At 63.0% G+C, this 25052-nt stretch carries 25 protein-coding genes; 21 read left to right on the plus strand and 4 right to left on the minus strand.

Annotated features, from left to right (window positions below):
- Nucleotides 1-2 precede the first annotated feature (2 nt).
- The 14 genes from ACZZZU_RS15185 (at nt 3) to argE (ending at nt 11587) form a co-directional block, all read left to right on the plus strand.
- Nucleotides 3-779 (plus strand): SDR family NAD(P)-dependent oxidoreductase, encoded by a 777-nt coding sequence (locus ACZZZU_RS15185; protein WP_463551087.1) that lies wholly within the window; start codon nt 3-5, stop codon nt 777-779.
- On the plus strand, nt 779-1531 hold the full coding sequence (locus ACZZZU_RS15190; protein ID WP_463551088.1) for an SDR family NAD(P)-dependent oxidoreductase: 753 nt from the start codon (nt 779-781) through the stop codon (nt 1529-1531). Before ACZZZU_RS15185 ends, ACZZZU_RS15190 begins: the two co-directional genes overlap by 1 nt.
- Complete coding sequence (locus ACZZZU_RS15195) at nt 1531-2421, plus strand: DMT family transporter (RefSeq protein WP_463551089.1); 891 nt, start codon at nt 1531-1533, stop codon at nt 2419-2421. The genes ACZZZU_RS15190 and ACZZZU_RS15195 overlap by 1 nt, the downstream gene beginning before the upstream one ends.
- Entirely contained in the window at nt 2418-3200 is a 783-nt protein-coding gene (locus ACZZZU_RS15200; RefSeq protein WP_122492366.1) for a creatininase, read from the plus strand. The genes ACZZZU_RS15195 and ACZZZU_RS15200 overlap by 4 nt, the downstream gene beginning before the upstream one ends.
- Nucleotides 3197-3826, plus strand: a complete 630-nt coding sequence (locus tag ACZZZU_RS15205; RefSeq protein ID WP_463551090.1) for a cysteine hydrolase family protein — start codon at nt 3197-3199, stop codon at nt 3824-3826. The genes ACZZZU_RS15200 and ACZZZU_RS15205 overlap by 4 nt, the downstream gene beginning before the upstream one ends.
- Complete coding sequence (locus ACZZZU_RS15210) at nt 3823-4617, plus strand: hypothetical protein (RefSeq protein ID WP_463551091.1); 795 nt, start codon at nt 3823-3825, stop codon at nt 4615-4617. Before ACZZZU_RS15205 ends, ACZZZU_RS15210 begins: the two co-directional genes overlap by 4 nt.
- Nucleotides 4614-5450: an ABC transporter permease gene (locus ACZZZU_RS15215; RefSeq protein WP_463384398.1), complete on the plus strand. Its 837-nt coding sequence runs from the start codon at nt 4614-4616 to the stop codon at nt 5448-5450. Before ACZZZU_RS15210 ends, ACZZZU_RS15215 begins: the two co-directional genes overlap by 4 nt.
- A 3-nt stretch (nt 5451-5453) precedes the next feature.
- Complete coding sequence (locus ACZZZU_RS15220; RefSeq protein WP_463551092.1) at nt 5454-6302, plus strand: ABC transporter ATP-binding protein; 849 nt, start codon at nt 5454-5456, stop codon at nt 6300-6302.
- Nucleotides 6303-6564: 262 nt separating this feature from the next.
- Nucleotides 6565-7197 (plus strand): hypothetical protein, encoded by a 633-nt coding sequence (locus ACZZZU_RS15225; RefSeq protein WP_463384400.1) that lies wholly within the window; start codon nt 6565-6567, stop codon nt 7195-7197.
- 223 nt (nt 7198-7420) lie between these two features.
- Entirely contained in the window at nt 7421-8497 is a 1077-nt protein-coding gene (locus ACZZZU_RS15230) for an acyltransferase family protein (RefSeq protein ID WP_463551093.1), read from the plus strand.
- Between the two features lie 23 nt (nt 8498-8520).
- Nucleotides 8521-8943: a hypothetical protein gene (locus ACZZZU_RS15235; protein WP_463551094.1), complete on the plus strand. Its 423-nt coding sequence runs from the start codon at nt 8521-8523 to the stop codon at nt 8941-8943.
- A gap of 243 nt (nt 8944-9186) precedes the next feature.
- The gene (locus tag ACZZZU_RS15240) at nt 9187-9603 is read left to right on the plus strand and encodes a RidA family protein (RefSeq protein ID WP_463384403.1); all 417 of its coding nucleotides are present in this window, start codon (nt 9187-9189) and stop codon (nt 9601-9603) included.
- A 138-nt stretch (nt 9604-9741) separates the two neighbouring features.
- Entirely contained in the window at nt 9742-10419 is a 678-nt protein-coding gene (locus tag ACZZZU_RS15245; protein ID WP_463551095.1) for a DUF1028 domain-containing protein, read from the plus strand.
- A 19-nt stretch (nt 10420-10438) separates the two neighbouring features.
- The gene (argE, locus tag ACZZZU_RS15250) at nt 10439-11587 is read left to right on the plus strand and encodes an acetylornithine deacetylase (protein WP_463551096.1); all 1149 of its coding nucleotides are present in this window, start codon (nt 10439-10441) and stop codon (nt 11585-11587) included.
- Nucleotides 11588-11650: 63 nt separating this feature from the next.
- On the opposite strand, the gene ACZZZU_RS15255 is transcribed toward argE, so the two are convergent.
- On the minus strand, nt 11651-12574 hold the full coding sequence (locus ACZZZU_RS15255; RefSeq protein WP_463552141.1) for a LysR family transcriptional regulator: 924 nt from the start codon (nt 12572-12574) through the stop codon (nt 11651-11653).
- Nucleotides 12575-12769: 195 nt separating this feature from the next.
- On the opposite strand from ACZZZU_RS15255, the gene ACZZZU_RS15260 reads away from it, so the two are divergent.
- The 7 genes from ACZZZU_RS15260 (at nt 12770) to ACZZZU_RS15290 (ending at nt 21360) form a co-directional block, all read left to right on the plus strand.
- Entirely contained in the window at nt 12770-13552 is a 783-nt protein-coding gene (locus tag ACZZZU_RS15260) for a carbon-nitrogen hydrolase family protein (RefSeq protein ID WP_463384407.1), read from the plus strand.
- Nucleotides 13553-13772: 220 nt separating this feature from the next.
- On the plus strand, nt 13773-15263 hold the full coding sequence (locus tag ACZZZU_RS15265) for an aldehyde dehydrogenase (protein WP_463551097.1): 1491 nt from the start codon (nt 13773-13775) through the stop codon (nt 15261-15263).
- Nucleotides 15264-15284: 21 nt separating this feature from the next.
- Nucleotides 15285-16664, plus strand: coding sequence for an aspartate aminotransferase family protein (locus tag ACZZZU_RS15270; RefSeq protein ID WP_463551098.1), 1380 nt, complete (start codon nt 15285-15287; stop codon nt 16662-16664).
- A gap of 261 nt (nt 16665-16925) precedes the next feature.
- Complete coding sequence (locus tag ACZZZU_RS15275; RefSeq protein WP_463551099.1) at nt 16926-17900, plus strand: ABC transporter substrate-binding protein; 975 nt, start codon at nt 16926-16928, stop codon at nt 17898-17900.
- 81 nt (nt 17901-17981) lie between these two features.
- Nucleotides 17982-18785, plus strand: a complete 804-nt coding sequence (locus ACZZZU_RS15280; protein ID WP_122492379.1) for an ABC transporter permease — start codon at nt 17982-17984, stop codon at nt 18783-18785.
- 20 nt (nt 18786-18805) lie between these two features.
- Nucleotides 18806-19609: an ABC transporter ATP-binding protein gene (locus ACZZZU_RS15285; RefSeq protein WP_463542270.1), complete on the plus strand. Its 804-nt coding sequence runs from the start codon at nt 18806-18808 to the stop codon at nt 19607-19609.
- A gap of 101 nt (nt 19610-19710) precedes the next feature.
- On the plus strand, nt 19711-21360 hold the full coding sequence (locus ACZZZU_RS15290; RefSeq protein ID WP_463551100.1) for a GMC family oxidoreductase: 1650 nt from the start codon (nt 19711-19713) through the stop codon (nt 21358-21360).
- A 170-nt stretch (nt 21361-21530) separates the two neighbouring features.
- Here the strand turns inward: ACZZZU_RS15290 and ACZZZU_RS15295 are convergent, their stop codons facing one another.
- The 3 genes from ACZZZU_RS15295 to phoB all read right to left on the minus strand — a co-directional run bounded on the left by ACZZZU_RS15295 (nt 21531) and on the right by phoB (nt 25008).
- Entirely contained in the window at nt 21531-22871 is a 1341-nt protein-coding gene (locus ACZZZU_RS15295; RefSeq protein WP_122492382.1) for a hemolysin family protein, read from the minus strand.
- Nucleotides 22872-23005: 134 nt separating this feature from the next.
- Nucleotides 23006-24304: a phosphate regulon sensor histidine kinase PhoR gene (gene phoR, locus ACZZZU_RS15300; RefSeq protein WP_122492383.1), complete on the minus strand. Its 1299-nt coding sequence runs from the start codon at nt 24302-24304 to the stop codon at nt 23006-23008.
- 14 nt (nt 24305-24318) lie between these two features.
- Nucleotides 24319-25008 (minus strand): phosphate regulon transcriptional regulator PhoB, encoded by a 690-nt coding sequence (phoB, locus tag ACZZZU_RS15305; RefSeq protein ID WP_108095202.1) that lies wholly within the window; start codon nt 25006-25008, stop codon nt 24319-24321.
- Nucleotides 25009-25052: the final 44 nt, after the last annotated feature.

Here is a 25052-nt window from a genome sequence, read left to right on the forward strand (position 1 = left end):
CCATGAGCCTCGATTACGTTGGCAAAACCGTGGTGCTCACCGGCGCCGCAAGCGGTATCGGCAAGGGGCTGGCCCGCGCTTTTGCCGAGCAGGGCGCACGCCTGGAATTGCTCGACCGCAGCGGCGACGCGCTGGCGGCCGTGGCCGACGAGTTGCAACGCCTGACGCGGGTCAGCACCCATGTGCTGGATCTGGCCGACAGCGAAGCCGCTGCCGCCTACGCCGCCAGCCGCGCCGAACGGCCGCTGGATGTGCTCATCAATAACGCTGGCGTCGAGTACGCCACGCCGCTGAGCGACACCGGCGCCGCTGCCGACGCTCATTGGCAAGCGCTGCTGGATAACAACGTGGCCTCCATGCTGCGCCTGACCCGCGCACTGCAAGGCCAGTTCAAAGCCGGCGCGAGCATCATCAACCAGGCCTCGATCTGGGGCCTGAAAGGCGTGCCGGGCTTTAGCGCCTATGTGGCGAGCAAGCACGCCGTCATCGGCCTGACCCGGTCACTGGCCTGGGAACTTGGCCCTCGGCGCATTCGGGTGAACGCCGTGTGCCCCGGCTGGATCGGCACCGAGGCGGCCATGCGCTCGTTGGCGGTCATGGCGGCCAGTAACGGGCGCAGTGAAGCTGAAGAACTGGCGCTCATCCTCGCCGCCCAGGCGGTGCCGGAATTGCTGACGCCGGCTGACCTGGCAGGCACCTTTTTGTTTCTCGGCAGCGCCCTGGCCCTGCCACTGACCGGGCAGGCGTTGTCGGTCAGCCACGGCGAGGTTATGCACTGATGACCGACTTACCGCTAAAAGGCCAGGTAGCCCTGGTTACCGGCGCCGCCACGGGCATCGGGCGCGCCACGGTATTGGCCTTGGCTGCGGCGGGCGCCAAGGTGTGGATCAATCACTTGGACCAGGAACGCGCCGCCATCGGCTTGGTGGCGCGCATCACCTCGGCCGGCGGCTGGGCGGGGGCGGTGGAGGCCGATGTGTCATCGGCGCCGCAAGTGGCGGCCATGTTCGAGGAAATATTCGCCGCTGGCGTGCTGGATATTCTGGTCAACAACGCCGGCATCATTCTGGAAAAACCCTTTCTCGAAACCACCGAGGACGACTGGGCCAACCTGCTCGGCGTCGACCTCAGCGCCGTGTACCGCTGCTGCCGCCATGCGCTGGGGCATATGCAGCCGCGTGGCTCGGGTTGCATCGTCAATATCGCCTCGGAACTCGGCCACCTGGGGCGCGAGAAATACGCGGCGTACTGCACCGCCAAGGCCGGCGTCATCGGCCTGACCAAATCGCTGGCCCGCGAATTCGCCCCGGCCATTCGCATCAATGGCGTGGCGCCCGGCCCCGTGGACACGCCCATGGTCAGCGCAGAACACATGAGCGCCGAAATGATCGCCAAGGAGGTCGCCATTCCCGCTGGCCGCCTCGGCAAGCCCGAGGAAATTGCCGCCGCCGTGCTGTTTCTGGTGTCGCCTCAGGCCAGTTTCTTCCAAGGCCAAATGCTCGGCGCCAATGGCGGCGCGTGGATGGGCTGATGATCAGACTCCTGCTTAAACCGGAAAGCATTTTGCTGCTCGCCGCCGCCATCTGGGGCCTGGGTTGGATGCCGCTGCAACACCTAAGCGGTCTGGGCCTGCGCGGTATGCCGGTGGTGTTGGCCACTTACGGTTTGCTCTGCGTGGTGGCGGTGCCCATTCTGCTGTGGCAGCGCCGTGCCTGGTGGCCTCAGCGCTATGCCTTGCTGGCAATCGCCGTGTTTGGCGGCTGGGCCACGGCGGGGCTGGTCGGCGCCTTGTCCGAGGGCGAAGTGGTGCGCGCCATGCTGCTGTTCTACCTGGCGCCGGTGTGGGCGATGCTCGGCGGCTGGCTGTTGCTCGGTGAGCGCCTGACGCTGCTGCGGGTTGGCGCGCTGGTGCTGGCGATGCTCGGCATTGGCCTGACGCTGGGCGTCAGCCGCGACAGTTTCAGTGCCTTCGGCAGCAGCGACTGGCTGGCCCTCAGTGCCGGTCTGGCCTTCGCCCTTAACAACCTCGCCACCCGCCACGCCGAACAGATTCCCTTGGCCAGCAAAGCCGTGGTGGCCTTTATCGGCAGCGCGCTGCTGGCCTGGCTGTTCTGCCTGGCCGAAGGCAGCAGCGTGCCGCCAATGGACGCCTTCACCTGGGCCAAGATCGCCCTCTTTGGCGTGTTCTGGCTGCTGGCCATGGGCGCCGCGCAATACGGTTTTACCCATGTGGAAGCCAGCCGCGCGGCGGTGTTGGCCGTTATCGAACTGGTGGCCGCCGTGCTCAGTTCCGCCTGGTTTGGCGACCGCGAATTGGGCCTGCGCGAATGGTGTGGCGGCGCCCTGGTGTTGGTGGCCGCGCTGATCGCCGCCCGGCCGCCCCGTGAACCTTCTCTTATTTCCTGTGAGGCAAGCCGATGAGCGTCGAACCCAACGCAACCGTACGCATGGACCAACTCAGTTGGGTGGAATACGAGCGCCGCGTGCGCGAGCTGTCGCCCGTGGTGTTTTTGCCCTGCGGCGCCACCGAGCAACATGGCCCGCACTTGCCGCTGGGCACCGACGCGCTGTTGGCCAGCGCCTTGTGCGAAGACGTGGCCGCCAAGGTTGGCGGCCTGGTGGCGCCGGCGCTGTCCTACGGCTACAAGTCGCAGCCCAAGTGCGGCGGCGGAAATCACTTTTGCGGCACCACCAGCCTCGACGGGCAAACTCTGATCGCCCTGGTACGTGACGCCGTGCGCGAGTTCGCCCGCCATGGCGTGAAGCGGCTGGTGCTGGTCGACGGCCACTACGAAAACCAGTGGTTCGTCACCGAAGGCATCGAGCTGGCCATGCGCGAACTGGGTAAAGACACGGCCCTGGAAGTGATGCGCCTGGAGCATTGGGATTTCTGCACCGAGCAAACCTTGGCAGCGGTATTTCCCAACGGCTTCCCCGGTTTTGCCCTGGAACATGCGGCCGTCATCGAAACCTCGCTGATGCTGCATTACCTGCCCAACCTGGTGCGCATCGACCTGATTCCCGACGAGCCACCGGCCGACTTCCCGCCGTATGACATGTACCCGAGCCGCACCGAGTGGGTGCCGGCTTCGGGCGTGCTTTCGTCGGCCAAAGGCTCGACGGCGGAGAAGGGCGCGCGCATGGCCGGCGACATCACCCAGGGCATCGCCCAGGCCGTGCGCAAGGAGTTCCGCTTGTGAGCAAGGCGCTGATCGTGATCGACATGCAGCGCGACTTCTGCGCGCCCGGCGGCTACGCCGATCAGGCCGGGCTGGATATCAGCCTTCTGCGCGCGCCTATCGAACCCATCCAGCGCCTGCTCGCCTGCGCCCGTGCGCAAGGGCTGCTGGTGGTGCACACCCGCGAAGGACATCGCCCGGACCTCAGCGATTTACCCGAACCCAAACGCCGCCGCGCTGAACACGCCGGCGCACCGATTGGCCAGCCAGGGCCCTTGGGGCGCCTGCTGGTGCGCGGCGAGTTTGGTCACGACCTGATCGACGAGCTGCAACCGCTGCCCGGCGAGCCGGTCATCGACAAGCCCGGCTACAGCGCCTTTGCCAGCACCGACCTGGAGTTGCTGCTGCGCAACCGTGGCATCAGCGAACTGCTGATTACCGGCGTGACCACCGAAGTGTGTGTGTCTTCGACCCTGCGCAGCGCCGTGGATTTGGGCTACGCCTGCACGCTGGTCAGCGATGCCTGCGGGTCGGCTTATCCCGAACTGCATGCAGCGGCGCTGGCGATGGTGGATGTGGAAGGCGGTTTGTTCGGCCGCGTGTGCGACAGCGCGCGTTTGATCACTGAATTGGAGGCACGCCCATGAGCGGTTCGCCATTAACCTGCAGTCCCCTACCCGAGCGTTACCTGGGCGTGTGGCAGCGCACCTTGCTGACCACCACCGACGGCGTGCACGACACCAGCACCCGCGTGTACTGGCTGCAAACCGCGCGGCTGTTTGCCGACTTGCGCATTCCGCTACCAACGCCCTACAGCGTGCGTGAGCTGACGGCGCAGGGCGGTTTTGCCGGCGTGACCGAAGTAAGTCAGCAGGGCGACAAGGAAATCTGCCAATGGCACCGCGCCGTGGACTTCCAACCGCCGCGCGGCAGCGAAGACATCGGCTACATGCGCTTCCAACATGCCGATTGCGTACTCGAAGACGGCCTCGACGCCAGCTACCACGAAGTGTGGGAGCGCTTGCCCGAATCGCTCGGCCGCAACTGGGGCGTGTGGCTGGTGGCGGCAGATGACCGCCAGGGCTGCCTATTGCTGGCCGGTGACTGCTTTTTGTTTGTTGCCGGGCGGCCAAAACCGCTGGCCCCGGCGCCCTCGCTGCAAGCTCTGCTGGATGAGGGCGGCAACGCCGAGCGCCTGCTCGAGTGCGAGCTGTCGTTTGGCTGGCATGGAAACGGCCAGACGCCATGGCTGATTGCCCTGTCGACCATTCCAGAGCGCGTCGGCGATGTGTTGTTGCCCGCCAGCGTCAGCCCGGATGACAGCAGCCAACTCTGCGCGGCCGACAGGCTGGAACAACTCGGCCACGTGCCGCCGATCGGCGGTTGGCGCCTGCGCGAGCACCCCGTTTTTCCGTTAGCCGAGGAGGCCGTGCTATGAGCGCGCATCAACCCTTGCCTGAGGTTCAGGCGCCCACCCGGCCGGCCCGCCAACGCTGGTGGGTTATTCGCGGTGAATTGCCGCGCGCCGCGATCTGGGGCCTGGCCACCGCAGGTTTGCTGCTGCCGTTGCTCATCTGGTGGGCCTATACCGCCGCTGGGCTGGCCAACCCGATGTTCATGCCAGGGCCAGACGCGGTGCTGGCGCGGGTAGGGCGCTGGTGGAGCGACGAGGGCTTGCTCGCCGATATCGGCATCAGCGTGTACCGCGTGATGACCGGCTTTCTCGCCTCGGCGCTGTTCGCCTTGCCGCTGGGGTTGTACATCGGCACCTACCGGCCGGTGCAGGCGTTTCTCGAACCGCTGACCGACTTCATCCGCTACATGCCGGCCGTGGCGTTTATTCCGCTGGTGATGCTGTGGGTCGGGATCGATGAAAGCTCGAAAGTGCTGATCATCTTTATCGGCACCTTTTTCCAAATGGTGCTGATGGTCGCCGAAGACGTGCGCCGTGTGCCGATGGCGCAAATCGAAGCGGCGCAGACCATGGGCGCCAGCCGCAGCGAAATCGTCAAGCTGGTGGTGCTGCCCTCGGCGCGCCCGGCGCTGCTCGACACGCTGCGCATCACCTGCGGTTGGGCCTGGACGTACCTGGTGGTGGCCGAACTGGTGGCCGCGAATTCGGGCCTGGGTTACGCCATTCTCAAAGCCCAGCGCTATATGCAAACCGACAAGATTTTCGCCGGCATCATTCTGATCGGCGTTATCGGCCTGCTCACCGACCAGGCGTTTCGCTGGCTCGGCCGCGCGGCCTTTCCCTGGTTGAAGAGGTGAGCCATGAGCGACGCTAAGATCAAAATTCGCCAGGTCAGCAAAGTTTTCAAAACCCGTAACCGCGACGTGCAGGCGCTGCAAGACATCAACCTGGATATTCAGCGCAACGAATTCATCACCTTTGTCGGCGCCTCGGGCTGCGGCAAGTCCACGCTGTTGCGCAGCATTGGCGGGCTTGAACAGCACAGCCGTGGCGAAATTCTGCTCGACGGCCGTGCCGTGAACGGGCCGGGCATCGACCGCGCCATGGTGTTTCAGCACTACAGCCTGTACCCGTGGCTGAACGTGATGCAGAACATCAAGTTTTGTCGGCAACTGAAGGTGGTGGCCGACACGGTGAAAAGCGACGGCGATGTCGAAGTGGCCAGCGGCCGCGCCGATGCGCTGTTGAATTTGATGGGCCTGTCGGCGTTTCACCAGGCGTACCCCAATCAGCTCTCCGGCGGCATGCAGCAACGTGTGGCGATTGCGCGCGCCTTGATGCCCAAGCCGGAAATTCTGCTGATGGACGAACCCTTCGGCGCGTTGGATGCGCAAACCCGCGAAGTGATGCACGACCTGATCCGCCACGTTCATCGCCTGGAAAAGAGCACCATTCTGTTCGTCACCCATGACGTGGAAGAGGCCATTTACCTGGGCGGTCGCGTGGTGCTGATGGCGCCGCGTCCTGGGCGCATCGACACCATCTACGACGTGCCGCTGCCGGCCGAGCGCAATCAAGACATGAAACTGTCAGCTGAGTTTCTTAAGCTCAAACGCGAGATACTGGCGCGCATTCGCGAAACCTCGGGCATGAGCACCGATTTGGAACTCCTCGAGCAATTGACGCGTACGCAGCCGTTGGCGTTATAGGCGGCAATCGGCGGCTCCAGCAATCGAGCCTGAAGCCTCCCCACCGCTGGTGTAGGAGAGGCTTCAGCCTCGAGCTTTTGATTGGGGTTGGCCGCAACTAACCGCCAACCGTCCGGTCTTACCCATGCCCGGCGTGGAACTTGCTTTTCACGCTGGGTAGCGTCACCCCCTTCTAATAAAAACAATCTGCTTACTTCTGAATCGTGAATAATCGCCGCCGCCGAGTGACCGGCCGTGGCTGTGTGTGTCTGTGAGGGATAACGTGGAATTCGCTCTATCTATTGCGCCCTATGCGGGCATTACCGTGATGATTCCGGCCGTGCTGTTGGTGGCCGCCTGGCTCAATTACAGCGCCTCGCGACGCGTCGCGGTGCTGTGGCTGACGGTGGTGGTGCTCGCCTATGGTGCGGTGATGTTCAGTAAACTGGCATTCAAAGGCTGGGGCCATGGCTGGGAAGCGTTGAACATTGCGGTGTTCAGTGGCCACGCCATGAACGCCTGCTTGGTAACGCCGGTGCTTGTGAGCCTGCTGGCTCGCCAATGGCATCCGTTGCTGCGCTGGCCCGCTGCCGGTGCGGCGTTGATCGGTGGTTGGTACTTCAGCGTCACCGTGGTCGCGCCGTATGTGCACCCCTTGCCCGAAGCCATTGCTGGCGCGCTGATCGGCGGCCTGGGCTCCATGACCTTCCTGGCCCTGGCCGAGCGCGCCGAAATTCGCCCGCTGCCGGCGCGCGCCATGGCCATGGGTTTCACCGTGATCGCCGTGTGCGCCAGCTTGCCCAAGTACACCGCCGAGGGCTTGCTCAACCACTTCGCCATCACCCTGTCGGGCGCCGAAGAGCCCTATACCAAACCCCATTGGCACAATTCACCGACCGCGCAATCGTCGCGTTGATCGGCATAACGGCGCGCGCCTGAACTAATAAAGCGCGGCCGGGGTCTGTAGGTGCGTGTTACCGGCGCACCGCCATCAGCGACCGCTCGGACGGCCCGTTTAGCTGCAGTCAAACGGGTTGCCCACGGCTCGCCGCAGTAGGCGCAAGGATGAACAGGAACGGCCCGCGCGTGACGCTGGCCATGGGCAGTTTCACCGCAACAAACGACTGCAGGGATTCGCTATGAAGCGCCTCGAACTACTGGACTACGGCCGTTTTATCGCCGCCATCATGGTGGTGCTTTACCACTACACCTTTAACGGCATTGCCAATGGCAAGCTCAGTTCTCTCAGCCATATTCCCGAGCTGATCGAGTTCACTAAATACGGTTATCTGGGCGTCGAGCTGTTCTTTATGATCAGCGGCTACGTCATCTTCTACTCCGCGCGCAACCGCAGCGCCGCGCAGTTCGCCGCCTCCCGCGCGATTCGTCTTTATCCCTCGTACTGGTTCGCCGTGTTGTTCACCAGCGCCATCGCCTGGCAATGGGCGAGCACGCAGATGCAAGTCACGCCGCTGCAAACCCTGGTGAACCTGAGCATGTTCCAGTCGTACCTCGGCATCGGCCATGTGGACGGCGTGTACTGGACGCTGGTGCTGGAAGTGCAGTTTTACGTGCTGGTGCTGCTGTGCCTGTTCGTGGGCTGGCAGGACCGCCTGGAAATTCTGTTCAGTTGGTGGCCGGTCGTCATGCTGGTGGCCTTGCTGGTCGGCCTCAACCGGGCGCCGTTGCTGGGCGGCTATTTCAGCTACTTTGCCGCCGGTGCGCTGTTCGCCATTCTCAAAGAAAAAGCCAACTGGAAAAGCGCGGCCTCGCTGGCCCTGGCGTTTGGCTTGTGCGTGCGCTTCTCGCTGGAAGTGGCCGGGGAAAAAGCAGTGGAGTCCGGCGCGTATTTCTCGCCCGTGGTAGTGGCGAGCATGATCTGCCTGTTCTTCGCCTTCTTCCTCACCCTGAACGTGGAAAAAGTGCAGCAACTGCGCCTGCCGTTCTCGAAAACCCTCGGCGCGCTGACCTACCCCGTGTACCTGATTCACGCCCACTTCGGTTACATGTTCCTCAGCCGCTTCGCCACCGACGAAAACCGCGCCTGGATGTACCCGCTGGCCATCGGCATCGTGCTGGTCGTGGCGTTCTGCATGAATCGCTTTATCGAAGTGGGGCTGGCCGGTATGTGGAAAAAACTGGCTAACCTCACCGTGTACCGCGCGGTCGATGGCGTACAACGACTGTCGGCTGGTGTGCTGCGCCGGCCCGCTTAATTCCTGGAAACGGATGTTCCCCCATGGCCCGCTGGGTACTGCTGATTGTTGTCGCCCTGACCTTGCCTGCGGGCGCGTACCTGTGGGCCAAAGCCGAGTATTACCCCGCCGAGGTGGTGGACCGCGCCCAAGCCTTTATCACCCTTCTTGAAGCCGGGCAGATGGATCAAGCCCAGGCCATGGCCATGAGCAACGAGTACATGGGCCGCACGCCGGAAGAATTCGCCGACCGCATGTGGGCTCAGCGCTGCCGCGTTGACCGAGTGGAATGGACCTCACCACCGCAAACCAACGGCAACCGCCTGCGCCGCTGGTGGCGCGGCGTCGACATCGAAATGCCGGAAGTGGCAGTCGAATTCGAAGGCGACTGCCTGCTGCTGGTGAGCATGCGCCGCGGCGCCGACGGCCAATGGCGCGTGTTCAACATCCAGCGCCACGCCGGCTGAACCGCACCCCAGTTTTTGCCTAACCAACGACGACAAAAAACCTAATTTCGCTATGGCCGGTGCGTGGACAGAATGCGGGCATTGGTCGTGGGTGCTGCAAAAGCGCCCTCTCCCCAGCCCTCTCCCGCGAGCGGGCGAGGGGGCAGACCGCAACTGATCGTCGAACTCCGCTCCAGTCTCCTCGCCCGTTTACCGGAGAGGGTTAGGGAGAGGGGCTTTTCCCACGGCAAACCAGGGCGTCCCATGAGCACACCGACCCACACCCGCATTCGCATGTTCAATACCAAGGACACCTACCCCAACCAGACCCTTGACAACGACCTGTGCCAGGCCGTGCGTGCCGGCAATACCGTGTACGTGCGCGGCCAGGTGGGCACCGACTTCGACGGCAATCTGGTCGGCCTCGGCGACCCCCGCGCCCAAGCCGAACAGGCCATGAAAAACCTCAAGCAACTGCTGGAAGAGGCGGGCAGCGACCTCAGCCATATCGTCAAAACCACCACCTACCTCACCGACCCGCGTTACCGCGAACCGGTGTATCAGGAAGTGGGGAAGTGGTTGAAGGGTGTGTTTCCCATTTCCACTGGTCTGGTGGTTTCTGCGTTGGGACAGCCACAGTGGCTGATGGAGATCGACGTAATTGCCGTCATTCCGGACTAAAAGCTACTGCGCTTGGCGATACGGCGTTGAAAGCCTCTTCGGAATGCTCATTGACTACAGTCAACTCCGCTTCCTCATCGACTTTCGCCTTGTCTCGCCGGCGCTCGTGACGCTTTTCTTTTTTATGCAGGAGCATTAATGACCTTCTCAATCGTCGGCCGCTGCGCCGAAACCGGCCAACTGGGCATCGCCATCAGCTCCTCCAGCATTGCCGTGGGCGCCCGTTGCCCGTGGGTGCGCGGTGGTATTGGCGCGGTCAGCACGCAGAACATCACGCTGCCGGCCCTGGGCCCGGAAATTCTCGACCTGCTGGAACAAGGCGCCGGCGCCAGCGAAGCGCTGGACAAAGCCCTGACCACCCACGGCTTCAGCCAGTACCGGCAAGTGACGGTGATAGATCACCACGGCGCCACCGCCTTGTTCACCGGCAGCGAAGCCCTCGGCGTGCACAACGCCGTAGCGGGCGACCAATGCGTGGCAGCGGGCAATTTGCTCTCCAGCCCGCAGGTCATTGAAGCCATGGTTTCAGCGTTTGACGCCAGCACAGGCGAAGCACTGGCCGACCGCCTGCTGGCCGCCATGAACGCGGCGATGGCCGCCGGTGGCGAAGCGGGGCCGGTGCATTCGGCGGCGATGTCGGTGGTCAGCGATTTGCTCTGGCCGATTGTCGACTTGCGCGTGGACTGGGCCGAGCACGACCCAATAGGCGAGCTGGGCAAGCTCTGGACCGCCTACCGCCCGCAAATGCAGGACTACGTCACCCGCGCCCTGGACCCCACCAAGGCGCCGAGTTATGGGGTGCCGGGGGACGAATGAACACCTGTGGACCTGCGCCATGTATGTGAGCCGCGACCTGCTTTCCCACCTCATCGCCTTCGACACCGTCAGCCGCGAGTCGAATCTGGCGTTGATTGAGTTCGTCCGCGACTACCTGGCCGGCCTGGGCATCGACAGCGAGCTGATCTACAGCGATGACCGCCGCAAGGCCAATCTCTACGCGCGTATCGGTCCAGCCGGCACGGGCGGAGTGATGCTGTCGGGCCACAGCGACGTGGTGCCGGTAGATGGCCAGGCCTGGACGCTGCCGCCGTTCGCCCTCACCGAGCGCGACGGCAAGCTTTATGGCCGAGGCACGGCCGACATGAAGGGCTACATCGCCTGCGTGCTCGCCGCCTTGCCGGCCTTTTTGGCCAGCCCGTTGCGCGTGCCGTTGCACCTGGCGATTTCCTATGACGAAGAGGTCGGCTGCTTGGGCGTGCGCAGCCTGATCGAGGCCCTGGCGCATCGGCCGGAGCGGCCGAGCCTGTGCATCATCGGCGAACCGACTTCTATGCGCCCGGTGCTCGGCCATAAAGGCAAGCTCGGCATGCGCTGCGAAGTCCACGGCGCCGCCTGCCATTCGGCCTACGCGCCGCAAGGCGTAAACGCCATTGAATACGCCGCCAAGTTGATTAGCCGCCTCGGCGAAATCGGCCAGCGCCTGGCCGCCAAAGAGCGCCACGACGCGCGCTTCGACCCGCCGTATTCCACCGTGCAAACCGGCACCATCAGCGGCGGCAGCGCCTTGAACATCGTGCCCGAACACTGCCGCTTCGACTTTGAAGTGCGCACCTTGCCGGCCGACAACGCCGAGACCATCGCCAGCGAACTGCAGGCTTACGCCGCCGAGCTGGTGCCGCAGATGAACGCCGTACAGCCCGGAACCGGCATACGCTTCACGCCGATAAGTGCTTATCCGGGATTAGCCACTGCCGCCGACAGCGAGGCCGCGCAATTGCTGGCGCTGATCAGCGGTTCGGACGATTTCGGCACCGTGGCCTTTGGCACCGAAGGCGGTCTGTTCGACCAGGCCGGCATTGCCACCGTGGTCTGCGGGCCGGGCAGCATGGACCAAGGGCACAAGCCGGACGAATTTGTCAGCCTTGAGCAGCTAAGCCAGTGCGACGCCATGCTGCGGCGCTTGGCGAAATGGATGCAGGCATAAAGCTTTCTGTAGGAGAGGCTTCAGCCTCGATAGGCTAGACCAAACACCATCAAACCATCGCGCCTACGGTTTCACCGCATCGGGTCCGCCACTCAACTGCTGCTGACAATAATCGGCAAACAACTGCGCCGACTTGGTCAGCTGCGAACGCTTCAACCACGCCGCCACCAGCCCTGAGCCGGTGACGTTCTCGGCAATATTTACCGTCACCACTTTCTGCCCGTCATAGGTGCATTCCGAGTGCGGGCGGGTGACCAGCACGGAAAAGCCGAACCCTTGCCCGACCATGCCGCGCACCATCTCGATGGAGGGCGAGCTGAAGGCGATATGGGGCGTTAGGCCGAGCTCTTCGAACAGGCTGACGAAATAGGTTCGGCTCGGCAGCACGTCGAGCAGAATCATCGGCTCAAGCGCCAGGTCGCGCAGCGATACCTGCGCCTGCTGGGCGAAACGGTGGTCGGCCGGCAACAGCGCGTAAGGGCGCTGCGGCGGCATCAATTCCTGGGTTTCAATGGTGCCGTCCAGGTCGTGGTCGTAGAGAATCGCCAGGTCAAAACTGCCCGAGGTCAGGCCCTGCACCAGCTCCTGTTGCTCGCCGTCGCGTATGCGTATTTCCACGCCCGGGTACAGCGCGTTGAAGCCCGCAATCAGGCGGGGCAAGTACAACGGCGCCACGGTTTCAAAGCAGCCGATATCGATCTGCCCGGCAATGATGTCGTTGTCGGCCAGGGCGTTCTGCTCGAACTCCTTGGCCATGCGCAGCAGTTCCTGCGCCTTGCGATAAAAGCGTGCGCCGCTGGGGGTTAGCGACACGCCCTGGGCGTGGTGACGAATAAACAGCTGCACGCCAAAGCTTTCCTCCAGGCCCTTGATGGCCGTGGAAATCGACGGCTGGGCGATGTACAGCTTGCGCGAGGCCTCGGCAACGCTGCCGCACTCTACAGTGGTGACGAAGTATTTAAGTTGGCGCAGGGTATAGGCAGCCACGACAAACCTCAGATAAGACATTTCCGTGCACACCTTACCGCGTTGGTGCAGCCGTAACGGTCTGGCATGACCACCTTTTTGCGCGGCAATGGGCATATTTTTTCTTGGCCGGCGGCTTGCTGAAGATGCACAAGCAGCGGCTAGAGTGTTGCTAGCAAAACCCGTACACAGCCTAAAAACACAGGAGGACATTGCATGCGTCTGGCGCTCTGGCAAACCGAAGGACACCCCGGCGACGTCGCCGCCAACCTCGCCGACCTGGCCACCCAGGTGCGCGCGGCGGCAGCAGCTGGCGCGCAGTTGCTGCTGTGTTCCGAGCTATGGCTGGGCGGCTACAACCTGCGGGCGCAGCCGGCCGAAGCGGCGGACGGGCCCTCGGCGCAACGCATCGCCGAACTCGCGCGCGAGCACAACATTGGCATCTGCTACGGCTATGCCGAAACCCACGACAGCGGCGGCAAACCCTACAACTCCGCGCAACTGATCGACGGCCAGGGCACGCGCCTGTGCAACTACCGCAAAACCCATCTGTTCGGTGCCTTCGAGCGCACCTTGTTCACCCCCGGCGAGCACTTGCAGGCGCCGTTCGAGTTCGCCGGTTGGTCCATCGGTTTGCTGATTTGCTTCGACGTCGAATTTCCCGAGAACGTACGCAAGCTGACGCTGGAGGGCGCCGAGCTGCTGCTGATTCCCACCGCGCTTACGCCGGAATACCGCGCCGTGCCCGACCTCATCGTGCCGGCCCGCGCCGTGGAGAATCAGCTGTTCGTTGCCTACTGCAATCACAGCGGCGTGGAAGCCGGCCTGGTCTTTCTCGGCGGCTCGTGCGTGGCGGCGCCAGATGGCAGCAAACTGGCCAGTGCGGCCAATGGCGAGGCGTTGCTGGTGGTTGATCTCGACCACGGCCAGCGCGCCGCGCAGGAGAGCACCTTTCCCTACCTCGCCGGCCGGCGCCCGGAGATCTATAGCCATTCATAACCCTGTGGGAGCGGCTTCAGCCGCGATGCTCTTGATCAAAAGCATCGCGGCTGAAGCCGCTCCCACACTCAAACACCGATGCACTTTTATCTCGCACTCCGCCCCACCTCGGTGCGCCCCAAAGCAGCTTTTTCATATACCCCGAACACATATTTAATAATTTTCCTATGCAGCCCGTTCCGCCACCATCGCTCTCACTAATCGGCACGAGGGCGTTGGGGTGTTTGAGCTTAATGACTGGCAACAACGGGCGGCGGCTCAGCGCTTTCCTACCCTGGCGCTGATCGATGGTCAGGCGGTTGCGGCGCAATCCGGGGCGACCTTTGCGGCCGTCAATCCGGCCACCGGCGCGGTGCTGGCCGAGGTGGCTGCGTGTGGTGATGCCGATGTCGATGCAGCCGTTCGGGCGGCGCGTCAGGCGTTTGAGTCCGGCGTGTGGGCGCGTCGTTCGCCGGCCGAGCGCAAGGCGGTGCTGCTGCGCCTGGCCGAGCTGATTCTGGAGCACCGCGAAGAGCTGGCGCTGCTCGATTCGCTGAACATGGGCAAGCCGGTAATGGATGCCTACAACATCGACGTGCCCGGCGCCGCCGGCGTGTTTCGCTGGTACGCCGAAAGCCTCGACAAGCTCTACGACCAAATCGCCCCCAGCGCCCACAACGTACTCGCCACTATTACCCGCGAAGCGCTCGGCGTAGTCGCGGCCGTGGTGCCGTGGAATTTCCCACTGGATATGGCCGCTTGGAAACTCGCCCCGGCACTGGCGGCCGGCAACTCGGTGCTGTTGAAACCGGCCGAGCAGTCGCCGTTCTCGGCCTTGCGCCTGGGCGAGCTGGCGCTTGAGGCGGGCATTCCGGCTGGTGTGCTCAACGTGGTGCCGGGCCTGGGCGAGCAGGCCGGCAAGGCCATGGGCTTGCACGCCGATATCGACTGCCTGGCCTTCACCGGCTCCACGGAAGTGGGCAAATTTTTTATGCAGTACTCGGCGCAGTCGAACCTCAAGCAGGTGTGGCTGGAGTGCGGCGGCAAGAGCGCGAACCTGGTCTTTGACGACTGCACCGACCTCGATCTGGCCGCCGAAAAGGCGGCGTTTGGCATCTTCTTCAACCAGGGCGAAGTCTGTTCGGCCAACTCCCGCGTGCTGGTGCAGCGTTCCATCCATGACGAATTCGTCGAGCGCCTGTGCGCCAAGGCACAAGCCTGGCAGCCGGGCGACCCGCTAAACCCGGCCAGCACGGCAGGCGCCATTGTTGAAACGCGACAAACCGAGCGGGTGATGAACTACATCCGCGGCGCCCATGAGCAGGGCGCGCGCCTTGTGTGCGGTGGCGAGCAAGTGAACATCAACGGCAGCCACAACTTCGTGCAGCCGACCATTTTTACCGGCGTAACGCCGGACATGCGTCTGGCCCGCGAAGAAGTGTTCGGCCCGGTGCTGGCAGTGATCCCATTCGACAGCGAAGAAGAAGCGCTGCGCCTGGCCAACGACAGCATCTACGGCCTGGCCGCCTCGCTGTGGACCGACGACCTCAACCGCGCCCACCGCGTGGCCCGGCAATTGCGCGCCGGCACCGTGTCGGTGAATACCGTCGATGCCCTGGACGTGACCGTGCCGTTCGGTGGCGGCAAACAGTCGGGTTTTGGCCGCGACCTGTCGCTTCACTCCTTCGACAAATACACCCAGCTGAAGACCACCTGGTTTCAACTGAAATAAGAAAAAGATCCGGAGCCCTTTATGACTGCCCCACTGCCCAAACGCGAAACCAGTGACTACCAAGCCTCTGACGCCGCTCACCACATCCATGCCTTTCTCGACCAGAAAGCGCTGAACGCCGAAGGGCCGCGGGTGATCGTGCGGGGCGAGCGTTTGCATTTGTGGGACAACGACGGCAACCGCTTCCTCGACGGCATGTCGGGCCTGTGGTGCACCAACCTCGGTTATGGCCGCAAGGATCTCGCTGCCGCCGCGAGCCAACAGCTGGAGCAGCTGCCGTACTACAACATGTTTTTCCACACCACCCACCCGGCGGTGGTGGAGTTGTCGGAGCTGCTGTTCAGCCTGTTGCCCAGCCATTACAGCCACGCGATTTACACCAACTCCGGCTCCGAAGCCAACGAGGTGCTGATCCGCACCGTGCGCCGATACTGGCAGATTCTCGGCAAGCCGCAGAAGAAAATCATGATTGGCCGCTGGAACGGTTACCACGGCTCGACCCTGGCCGCGACGGCGCTCGGCGGCATGAAGTTCATGCACGAAATGGGCGGGCTGATTCCCGATGTCGAGCACATCGACGAACCGTACTGGTATGCCCACGAAGGCGACCTGACGCCCGCTGAATTTGGCCTGCGGGCGGCGCGTCAGCTGGAAGAAAAGATTCTCGAACTGGGCGCCGATAACGTCGCCGGCTTTATCGCCGAACCGTTCCAGGGCGCCGGCGGCATGATCTTCCCGCCGGAAAGCTACTGGCCGGAGATTCAGCGCATCTGCCACCAATACGACGTGCTGCTGTGCGCTGACGAAGTGATCGGCGGCTTCGGCCGCACCGGCGAGTGGTTCGCCCACGAATACTTCGGTTTTCAGCCCGACACGCTGTCCATCGCCAAGGGCCTGACCTCCGGCTACATCCCCATGGGCGGCCTGGTGCTGAGCAAGCGCATGGCCGAAGTGTTGGTCGAGCAGGGCGGCGTGTTCGCCCACGGCCTGACGTACTCCGGCCACCCGGTGGCAGCAGCGGTGGCGATTGCCAACCTTAAGGCGCTGCGTGATGAAGGCGTGGTCAGCCAGGTGAAAACCGACACCGGCCCGTACCTGCAAAGCTGCCTGCGCGAAGTGTTCGGCAATCACCCGCTGGTGGGCGATATCCAGGGCGCCGGCTTGGTGGCCGCCTTGCAATTTGCCGAAGACAGAACCACCCGCAAACGCTTCGCCAACGAAAACGACATCGCCTGGCGCTGCCGCAGCATTGGCTTTGAAGAAGGCCTGATTATTCGCTCGACCCTGGGCCGCATGATCATGGCGCCGGCGCTGGTGGCGACCCGTGGCGAGCTGGATGAGCTGGTAAGCAAGACCAAGCGGGCGGTGGATCGGACGGCGCAGGAAATTGGGGTTCTTTGACCCACCACAACCCTTGTAGGAGCGGCTTTAGCCGCGATGCTCTTAGCGATCAAAAGCATCGCGGCTAAAGCCGCTCCCACAGGTCTCCAGTCCCAAGCCCCATTTCCATAGGTCACCAAACAAAGCTCCATCGAACAACGCAACACCGCAGAACAAGAACCCAGCCCAACAGAGGCGCGGGTCACGGAATCACTTGGCCGTTGGCCATTACTGCCCCGCAATTCAATCAATAACTAAGCCTTCAGGCTGTGGGAGTGTTCCATGCGTAAGTCCTTGCTCAAGCGTGTCTCGCTGTCCCTCGTTCTCGCCGCTGCCGCTACCGGCGCGCAGGCTGGCAAGTTGTCTATCGGCCACACCACCTGGGTGGGTTACGGCACGTTGTACCTGGCCCGCGACCTGGGCTACTTCAAAGACGCCGGCCTTGATCTGGAGCTGACCACCATCGAAGAAGCCTCGATGTACATGGCCGCTCAAGCCTCCGGCAAGCTGTCCGGCTCGGCGTCGACCATCGACGAAATTCTCAAGTACCGCTCCAAAGACTTCTGCTTCAAAACCGTGGCCGCACTCGATGAAAGCCATGGCGGCGACGGCGTGGTGGTGACCAAAGACATCACCAGCATCAAAGGCCTCAAAGGTAAATCGGTAGCGGTAAACGAAGGCTCGGTGTCGCAGTTCTGGCTCTCGTACTTGCTCAAGAAAGAAGGCATGAGCATGGCCGACGTCGAGGTGCAGAACATGACCGCCGACGACGCTGCCAGCGCGTTTATCGCCGGTCGTATTCCGGCGGCGGTGACCTGGGAGCCGAACCTGACCATGGTCAAGCAGAAGGGCGCTGGCAACGTGCTGGTCGACAGCAGCGCCACGCCCGGCGTGATTGTCGATGTGGTGGCGCTGTCGTGCGACGTGATCGAAAAGCAGCCTGAAGACGTGAAAGCCCTAGTCGCCGGTTTGTACAAAGCCGTGCAGTACACCAAAGACCACCCCAAAGAGGCCTACACCATCATGGCCAAAGGCGTGGGCGGCTACCTGTCCAAGCCTGAAGACCTGGCCGAAGCCGCCAAGGGCGTGAAGTTCTACGACCAGGCCATGAGCGAGAAACTGCTCGGCACCAAAGGCAAGCCCGGCGACATCGCCGAAATCATCAAGCTCGCCAACGAAACCTGGAGCGAGCTGCAGGGCAAGCCGTTCACCGTCAGCTATGACGACCTGGTGGACACCTCGTTCGTGACCCCGTAACGCCCCTCGCCGCGTGTTTCGGCACGCGGCGTGCTTTCTCTGCCTTGTTTCTTTCTGCCTTGCTGATGTGGAGGTGGCGTGATGGCCACTGTTCGATCCTGGATAAACCGCTGCCTGACCCCCAAGGTCGGCCTGCCGGTAAAACTTGTTTTTGCGGCCAGCACGCTGTGCTGGTTGGCCGTGTTGGGCCTGTGGGTGGGCCTGTCTTATGGCGGCGTGGTGCCGACCATGTTTCTGCCCACGCCGGGCGCCGTGTTCGACGCGGCGGTGCGCCTGAGCAACGACGGCACGCTGGCCAAACATGTTGGCGCGAGCCTTGAAGTGGTGCTGATCGGCTTTGCCCTGTCCTCGCTGGTGGCGGTGCCGTTGGGCCTGCTGATGGGCAGCTTTCGCATCGTGCAGGCGCTGCTTGAGCCGCTGGTGAATTTCATTCGTTACCTGCCCGTCACCTCGTTCGTGCCGCTGTTTATTTTGTGGATCGGCATCGGTCTGGAACAGCGGGTGGCAGTGATCATCTTTGGCACCTTCTTCCAGCAATTGGTGATGATTGCCGACGTGTCCAAAGGCGTTTCCAAAGACCTCGTCAACGCCAGCTACACCCTCGGCGCCACCCGCCGCGACGTGGTGTTTCATGTACTCGGCCCGGCCTCGTTGCCCGGCGTGCTCGACACCTTGCGCGTGACCATGGGCTGGGCCTGGACCTACCTGGTGGTCGCCGAACTGGTGGCGGCCTCCAGCGGCCTTGGCTACATCAGCCTGAAAGCCATGCGCGGTTTCCAGGTGGACGTGATTTTCCTCGCCATCGCCATCATCGGCCTGCTCGGCCTGATCACCGACCAACTCTTCCGTCTGCTCCGCCTGAGGATTGCCGCATGGGCACAATAGCCTCCACCAAGCCCTACATCATGCCGCCGCTGAGCGAGTACGCCGCCGTTGAAAGCCGCCTGAAAGTGGAAGGCGTGAGCCTGCGTTATCAATCGCCGAGCGGTGACACCTTCACCGCGCTGGATAACGTGTCGTTCGAAGTGCCGGACCAGCAGTTCGCCGTGATCGTCGGGCCGTCGGGCTGCGGTAAATCCAGCCTGCTGTACCTCACCGCCGGCCTCGCTGAACCCAGCGACGGCGCCATTTATGTGGGCGGCAAAAAGGTGCAGGGGCCGGGCGCTGATCGCGGCATGGTGTTCCAGAGCTACACCTTGTTTCCCTGGCTGACGGTGCGCCAGAACATCGAGTTCGGCCTCAAACGCCGTGGCCTGCCGGGCGATGAAATCAACACCATCGTCGAGTTCTACCTCGGTGAAGTGGGCCTGAGCAAATTCGCCCAGCATTACCCCAAGCAACTGTCGGGCGGCATGATGCAGCGCGTCGCCATCGCCCGCGCCCTGGCCAACGACCCGCAGATTTTGCTGATGGACGAACCCTTCGGCGCCCTCGACAGCCAGACCCGCCTGCAAATGCAGCAGCTGCTGTTGCAGGTGTGGGGCAACGCCAAGAAGACCGTGGTGTTCGTCACCCATGACATCGACGAAGCGATTCTGCTGGCCGACCGCATCTACGTCATGGGCGCGCGGCCGGGGCGCATCAAGGAAGTGCTCGACGTGCCCATCGACCGCCCGCGCTCGATGGACGTGGTCATGGAGCCCGAGTTCATCCGCATGAAACGGCGGATTCTTGAGCTGCTGCATGATGATTTGGCGGAAGTGCACTGACACCTAAAAGCATCGCGGCTATAGCCGCTCCCACAGAGTGCACGAGTCTGTGGGAGCGGCTTTAGCCGCGATGCTCTTCACCGTTTGAACCGAGGCCATACATGTCTGAGCAATACGACTACATCATCGTCGGCGCCGGTTCGGCTGGCTGCGTATTGGCCAATCGCCTGAGCGCCGACCCAGCCGTGCGCGTGTGCCTGCTTGAGGCCGGCGGCAGCGATGCCAGCCCGCGCGTGCAAACGCCGGCCGGCACCATCACCTTGTACAAGAGCAAAATCTTCAGCTGGAATTTCTTCTCTACGCCGCAAAAAGAGCTGAACAACCGTCGCGTGCACACGCCCCGAGGCAAGGCGCTGGGCGGGTCCAGTTCGATGAACAGCATGATCTACATTCGCGGCGATGCCTCGGATTACGACCGCTGGGCCGAGCTGGGCTGCACAGGTTGGAGCTGGGCCGATGTGTTGCCGCTGTTCAAGAAATCCGAACGCAACCTGCTGGGTCAGAACCCGGCGCTGCACGGCACGCTCGGCGAGCTGCTGGTGGACCGCGCCCGAGACCCGAATCCGCTGTCGACACTGTTTGTAAAAGCGGCCGAGCGGGTGGGCATCAAGCGCAACGACGACTTCAACGGCGGCACGCTGGAAGGCGCAGGCATCTACAACCTGACGCAGAAAAACGCCAAGCGGCTGTCCGCTTACCGGGCCTTTGTCGCGCCCATTCGCGGCCGGCCGAACCTCACCGTGCTGACCGGCTGCACCGTGCAGTCGTTGGACATGGACGGAACCCGCGCGCGCGGCCTGCACCTGCTCAAAGACGGCCAACCGCTGACCCTGGCGTGCAGCCGCGAAGTGATTCTTTGCGCCGGCGCGCTGGGCTCGCCGCAGATTCTGCTCAACTCCGGTATCGGCCCACGAGCCGAACTGGAAGCGGCGGGCGTGCCGGTGGTGTGCGACCTGCCGGGCGTGGGCAAGAACCTGCAAGACCACCTCGACGGTTTGATTACCGTGCGCTCGGCCAGTCCGCTGACCCTCGGGTTTTCCTGGGGTTCGCTGGCCGCCATCGTGCTGTCGCCGTTCAAGTATCTGCTACAGAAAAAAGGCTGGCTCACCACCAACTACGTGGAAGCGGGCGGCTTTGCCCGCACGCCGCTGGCTGATGCGTTGCCCGACGTGCAGTTCCACTTCGTGCCGGGCTACCGCAGCCATCGCGGGCGCCTGTTCGAGTGGGGGCATGGCTATGCCGTGCACACGTGCGTGCTGCGGCCCAAGTCCATCGGCGAACTGCGCTTGAGCCCGCAACGGGAACTGGAGATTGACTACAACTTTCTCGCCGACATGGACGACGCCAAGGTACTGATCGAAGGCCTGAAGCTGGCGCGCAAAGTGCTCGCCGACAGCAGCTTCGACGCCCTGCGCGGCAAGGAAATGCTGCCGTGGGCCGAGGTGCAGAGTGATGAGCAGTTGCTGGCGTATATCCGTGAATACGCCGCAACGGTTTTCCACCCTGTAGGCACCTGCAAAATGGGCATGGATGCCATGAGCGTGGTGACGCCGGAGCTGAAGGTGGTTGGCGTGCAAGGTTTGCGCGTTGCGGATGCCTCAATCATGCCGACGCTGATCAGCGGCAACACCAATGCGCCGTGCATCATGATTGGCGAGAAGGCGGCGGGGATAATTGTGGCGGGGGAGGTTGCTGTGGGAGCGGCTTCAGCCGCGATTGGCCACAGCGCGATACCAGTGTCGGTCGCTTAAGCTCAAAAGCATCGCGGCGGGGATGATTGTGGCTGACGCTGTTTCTGTAGGAGCGGCTTCAGCCGCGATTGGCCAAAGTGCGATGCTGGTGTCTGTCGCTTAAGGCCAAAAGCATCGCGGCTAAAGCCGCTCCCACAGGGGGGCGCACCGTCAATCGACGCTCAAACGCTTCAATCCAGCTTCACAACCTTCGCCAAGATCACCTTCGGCCCTTTCATCTTTTTGATGATGATGCGCAGCCCTTCCACGTCGAGCACTTCTTCCTCTTCCGGCATGCGGTTGAGGGTTTCGTAGATCAGGCCGGCCAGGGTTTCCGCTTCGATGTGGTCGAGGTCCACGCCCAGCAGGCGTTCGACTTTGAACAGCGGTGTGTCGCCACGTACCAGCAGCTTGCCGGGCTGGTAGGCGAGGATGCCGCGTTCGGCTTTGCGGTGTTCGTCCTGAATGTCGCCCACCAGCGCTTCGAGCACGTCTTCCATGGTCAGGTAGCCGATCACTTTGCCGTCGGCTTCTTCCACCAGGGCGAAGTGCGAGCCGCCTTTGCGGAATTCTTCCAGCAGGCTGGACAGCGGCATGTGCCGGGTGACGCGCTCAACGGGCATCATCAGGTCGCTGATTTTCAGCGCCGAGGGCAGCATTTCCAGCAAGGAGAGGTGCAGCAGCAAATCCTTGATATGCAGCACGCCGACGAATTCTTCGGTCTCTTCGTTGTACACCGGGTAACGGCTGTATTTGTGCCGGCGGAATACGGCAAATACTTCGTGCAGGGCGGCGTTGAGGTTCAGGTACACCAGGTCTTCGCGGGAGTTGGCCCAGTCCACCACTTCCAGCTCGCCCATCTCCACGGCCGAGGCGAGCACGCGCATGTCCTGGTCGCTCGGGTCGCTGGCGCGGCTGGAGTGCAGGATCAGTTTCAATTCGTCGCGGCTGTAATGGTGTTCGTGGTGCGGGCCAGGTTCGCCCTGGCCGGCGATACGCAGAATGGCGTTGGCGCTGGCGTTGAGGATGAAAATGGCCGGGTACATGGCCCAGTAGAACAGGTACAGCGGCGCGGCCGTCCACAGCGACAACAGCTCCGGCTGGCGAATGGCCCAGGACTTGGGCGCCAGCTCGCCGACCACGATGTGCAGGTACGAAATGATGAAGAACGCGGTGAAAAACGCGATGCCGTGCACCAACTGCGGCGAGTCCACACCCAGGCTGTGCAGCAGCGGCGTCAGCAGCTCGGCGAACGCCGGCTCACCGACCCAACCCAAGCCCAGCGATGCCAGGGTAATACCCAATTGGCACGCGGACAGGTAGGCGTCGAGTTGGTTATGCACGGTGCGCAGAATATGGCCGCGCCAGCCGTTTTTGGCGGCGATGGCGTCCACGCGCGTGGCGCGCAGTTTGACGATGGCAAATTCGGCCGCAACGAAGAAACCGTTGAGCAGAACCAGCAGAAGGGCGAAGAGAATAAGGCCGAAGTCAGCGAAATACGTGGCGGCGTCGTAACTAGGAGAAGGGTCCATAGGGTGGTTCAGGGTGTCCGGTTTCGAAGTAGTGAGTGGCGTTAAACGCGTCGGTCTGGGCGGTGCAGCCGGCACCGCCAGATCAGCAGACTAGCCGCTAGCGAAGCGCTTGCCCAGCGTGGCAATAACGCCGATTACCGTCTGACCACCTGAGCCGGGGCAAAGTGGCATGTAAATGTGCTGCCTTTGCCGGGCACGCTGCTGATGTCCAGCCGGGCGCGGTGGCGCAGCAAAACGTGCTTGACGATGGCCAGCCCCAGCCCGGTGCCGCCGGTGTTGGAGGCGCGGCTGGAGTCGACGCGGTAGAAGCGCTCGGTCAGACGCGGCAGGTGCTTGGCGTCGATGCCGATGCCGCTGTCCTGCACGGTGAGGTGCGCGCCCTGGTCATCGGCCCACCAGCGCACGCGAATTTCGCCGTTATCTGGCGTGTATTTCACGGCGTTGAACACCAGGTTGGAGAACGCGCTGCGCAGTTCCGCTTCGCTGCCTTTGAGGCGGATGTTGTGGTCCGCTTCGAGGCTGATGCGGTGACGGTCGTTGGACAACGCCTGGGCGTCGCCCTTGATCGACAGCAGCAGCAAGTCGACGGCCACCGGCTGGTTATCCGACGGGTAATCGGTGGCTTCCAGCTTGGCCAGTAGCAGCAAGTCGTTGAGCAGGTTTTGCATGCGCCCGCCCTGTTGCTGCATCTGTTGCAGCGCGCGCAGCCAGCGCGGGTTCACGTCGTCGACGTTGTCGAGCAGGGTTTCCAGGTAGCCGGCGATGACCGTCAACGGCGTGCGCAATTCGTGGGACACGTTGGCGATGAAGTCTTTGCGCATCTGTTCCAGCAAGTGCATGCGCGTGATGTCGCGCACCAGCATCAGGTGCTCGCCGTTGCCGTATTGGGTGATGTGAAACTGCAAATGCATGCGGTCGTTGACCGGCGACATCAGCTCCAGCGGCTCCGGATGGGCGCTTTGCTCGAAGTAGTCTTTGAAGCGCGGATGGCGCACCAGGTTGGTCACCGGCTGACCGCTGTCTTGCGGGGTTTTCAGGCCCAGCAGGTTTTCGGCGGCGCGGTTCCACCATTCCAGGTTGCCGTCGTTGTCGAGCATGACCACGGCGTCATTCAGGGCCGCAGTGGATTCCTGCACACGGTCGATGACCGCTTGCAGGCGGCCCCGTACGCGCTGATCGCGGCGTTGCAGGTGGTAAATGCTGTCGAACACCTCGCCCCACAAGCCATAGCCATCGGGCGGCGGCTGGTCGGTTTGGTGGTGTTTCAGCCAGTTGTGCAGGCGCAGCAACTGCGAAAGGGTCCAGCCCAGGTACGCACCGAGGCCGACCACCAGGCTCCAGGCATATTCACCACTGATCAGGCCCACCAGCAGGCAGCCGGCGATCAGCAGTAACAAGCGGCGGATAACTACGCCACGCCAGTCTTGATTCACGGAGATTGGACGTCCTAGCTTTTGGTGGAAAAGCGATACCCGGTGCCGCGCACGGTTTGCACAAGGTTCTCGTACACCTCGCCCAGGGCTTTGCGCAGGCGGCGAATATGAACGTCGACGGTACGTTCTTCAACGTACACGTTGCCACCCCAGACCTGATCCAGCAGCTGGCCACGGGTGTAGGCGCGTTCCTGGTGGGTCATGAAAAATTGCAGCAGGCGGTATTCGGTGGGGCCCATGTCGGCAGGTTTGCCGTCGATGGTGACGCGGTGGCTGATGGGGTCGAGCAACAGGCCGCCGACTTCGATCGGGGTGTCGCTGTCGCCGGTGCCAGCGCGGCGCAATACGGCTTTCAGGCGGGCAACCAGTTCGCGGGGCGAGAAGGGCTTGGTGATGTAATCATCGGCGCCCACTTCCAGACCTTGGATTTTGTTGTCCTCTTCACCCTTGGCGGTGAGCATGATGATCGGGATGTTGCCGGTCAGCTCATCGCGCTTGAGGCGGCGGGCCAGCTCGATGCCGGAGGTGCCAGGCAGCATCCAGTCGAGCAGGATCAGGTCGGGTTTGCGATCGACGATGATGGCGTGAGCCTGCTGGGTGTTCTCTGCTTCGAGGCACTCGTAGCCGGCCATTTCCAGGGCCACGGCGATCATTTCGCGGATCGGCGCTTCGTCATCAACGATCAGGATGTTCTTACCAACCATGGAGCCAACCTCGGGTCGTTTAATCTGTCTTGCGCCGCATTAGA

The sequence above is a fragment of the Pseudomonas sp. AC136 genome, from assembly GCF_979258585.1.

What these genes read in the sequence shown, in the direction of transcription:
- ACZZZU_RS15185 (WP_463551087.1), top strand. Translation starts at nt 3, where the DNA reads ATGAGCCTCGATTACGTTGGCAAAACCGTGGTGCTCACCGGCGCCGCA.
- ACZZZU_RS15190 (WP_463551088.1), top strand. Translation starts at nt 779, where the DNA reads ATGACCGACTTACCGCTAAAAGGCCAGGTAGCCCTGGTTACCGGCGCC.
- ACZZZU_RS15195 (WP_463551089.1), top strand. Translation starts at nt 1,531, where the DNA reads ATGATCAGACTCCTGCTTAAACCGGAAAGCATTTTGCTGCTCGCCGCC.
- ACZZZU_RS15200 (WP_122492366.1), top strand. Translation starts at nt 2,418, where the DNA reads ATGAGCGTCGAACCCAACGCAACCGTACGCATGGACCAACTCAGTTGG.
- ACZZZU_RS15210 (WP_463551091.1), top strand. Translation starts at nt 3,823, where the DNA reads ATGAGCGGTTCGCCATTAACCTGCAGTCCCCTACCCGAGCGTTACCTG.
- ACZZZU_RS15215 (WP_463384398.1), top strand. Translation starts at nt 4,614, where the DNA reads ATGAGCGCGCATCAACCCTTGCCTGAGGTTCAGGCGCCCACCCGGCCG.
- ACZZZU_RS15220 (WP_463551092.1), top strand. Translation starts at nt 5,454, where the DNA reads ATGAGCGACGCTAAGATCAAAATTCGCCAGGTCAGCAAAGTTTTCAAA.
- ACZZZU_RS15230 (WP_463551093.1), top strand. Translation starts at nt 7,421, where the DNA reads ATGAAGCGCCTCGAACTACTGGACTACGGCCGTTTTATCGCCGCCATC.
- ACZZZU_RS15235 (WP_463551094.1), top strand. Translation starts at nt 8,521, where the DNA reads ATGGCCCGCTGGGTACTGCTGATTGTTGTCGCCCTGACCTTGCCTGCG.
- ACZZZU_RS15240 (WP_463384403.1), top strand. Translation starts at nt 9,187, where the DNA reads ATGAGCACACCGACCCACACCCGCATTCGCATGTTCAATACCAAGGAC.
- ACZZZU_RS15245 (WP_463551095.1), top strand. Translation starts at nt 9,742, where the DNA reads ATGACCTTCTCAATCGTCGGCCGCTGCGCCGAAACCGGCCAACTGGGC.
- argE (WP_463551096.1), top strand. Translation starts at nt 10,439, where the DNA reads ATGTATGTGAGCCGCGACCTGCTTTCCCACCTCATCGCCTTCGACACC.
- ACZZZU_RS15260 (WP_463384407.1), top strand. Translation starts at nt 12,770, where the DNA reads ATGCGTCTGGCGCTCTGGCAAACCGAAGGACACCCCGGCGACGTCGCC.
- ACZZZU_RS15270 (WP_463551098.1), top strand. Translation starts at nt 15,285, where the DNA reads ATGACTGCCCCACTGCCCAAACGCGAAACCAGTGACTACCAAGCCTCT.
- ACZZZU_RS15275 (WP_463551099.1), top strand. Translation starts at nt 16,926, where the DNA reads ATGCGTAAGTCCTTGCTCAAGCGTGTCTCGCTGTCCCTCGTTCTCGCC.
- ACZZZU_RS15280 (WP_122492379.1), top strand. Translation starts at nt 17,982, where the DNA reads ATGGCCACTGTTCGATCCTGGATAAACCGCTGCCTGACCCCCAAGGTC.
- ACZZZU_RS15285 (WP_463542270.1), top strand. Translation starts at nt 18,806, where the DNA reads ATGCCGCCGCTGAGCGAGTACGCCGCCGTTGAAAGCCGCCTGAAAGTG.
- ACZZZU_RS15290 (WP_463551100.1), top strand. Translation starts at nt 19,711, where the DNA reads ATGTCTGAGCAATACGACTACATCATCGTCGGCGCCGGTTCGGCTGGC.
- ACZZZU_RS15295 (WP_122492382.1), bottom strand. Translation starts at nt 22,871, where the DNA reads ATGGACCCTTCTCCTAGTTACGACGCCGCCACGTATTTCGCTGACTTC.
- phoB (WP_108095202.1), bottom strand. Translation starts at nt 25,008, where the DNA reads ATGGTTGGTAAGAACATCCTGATCGTTGATGACGAAGCGCCGATCCGC.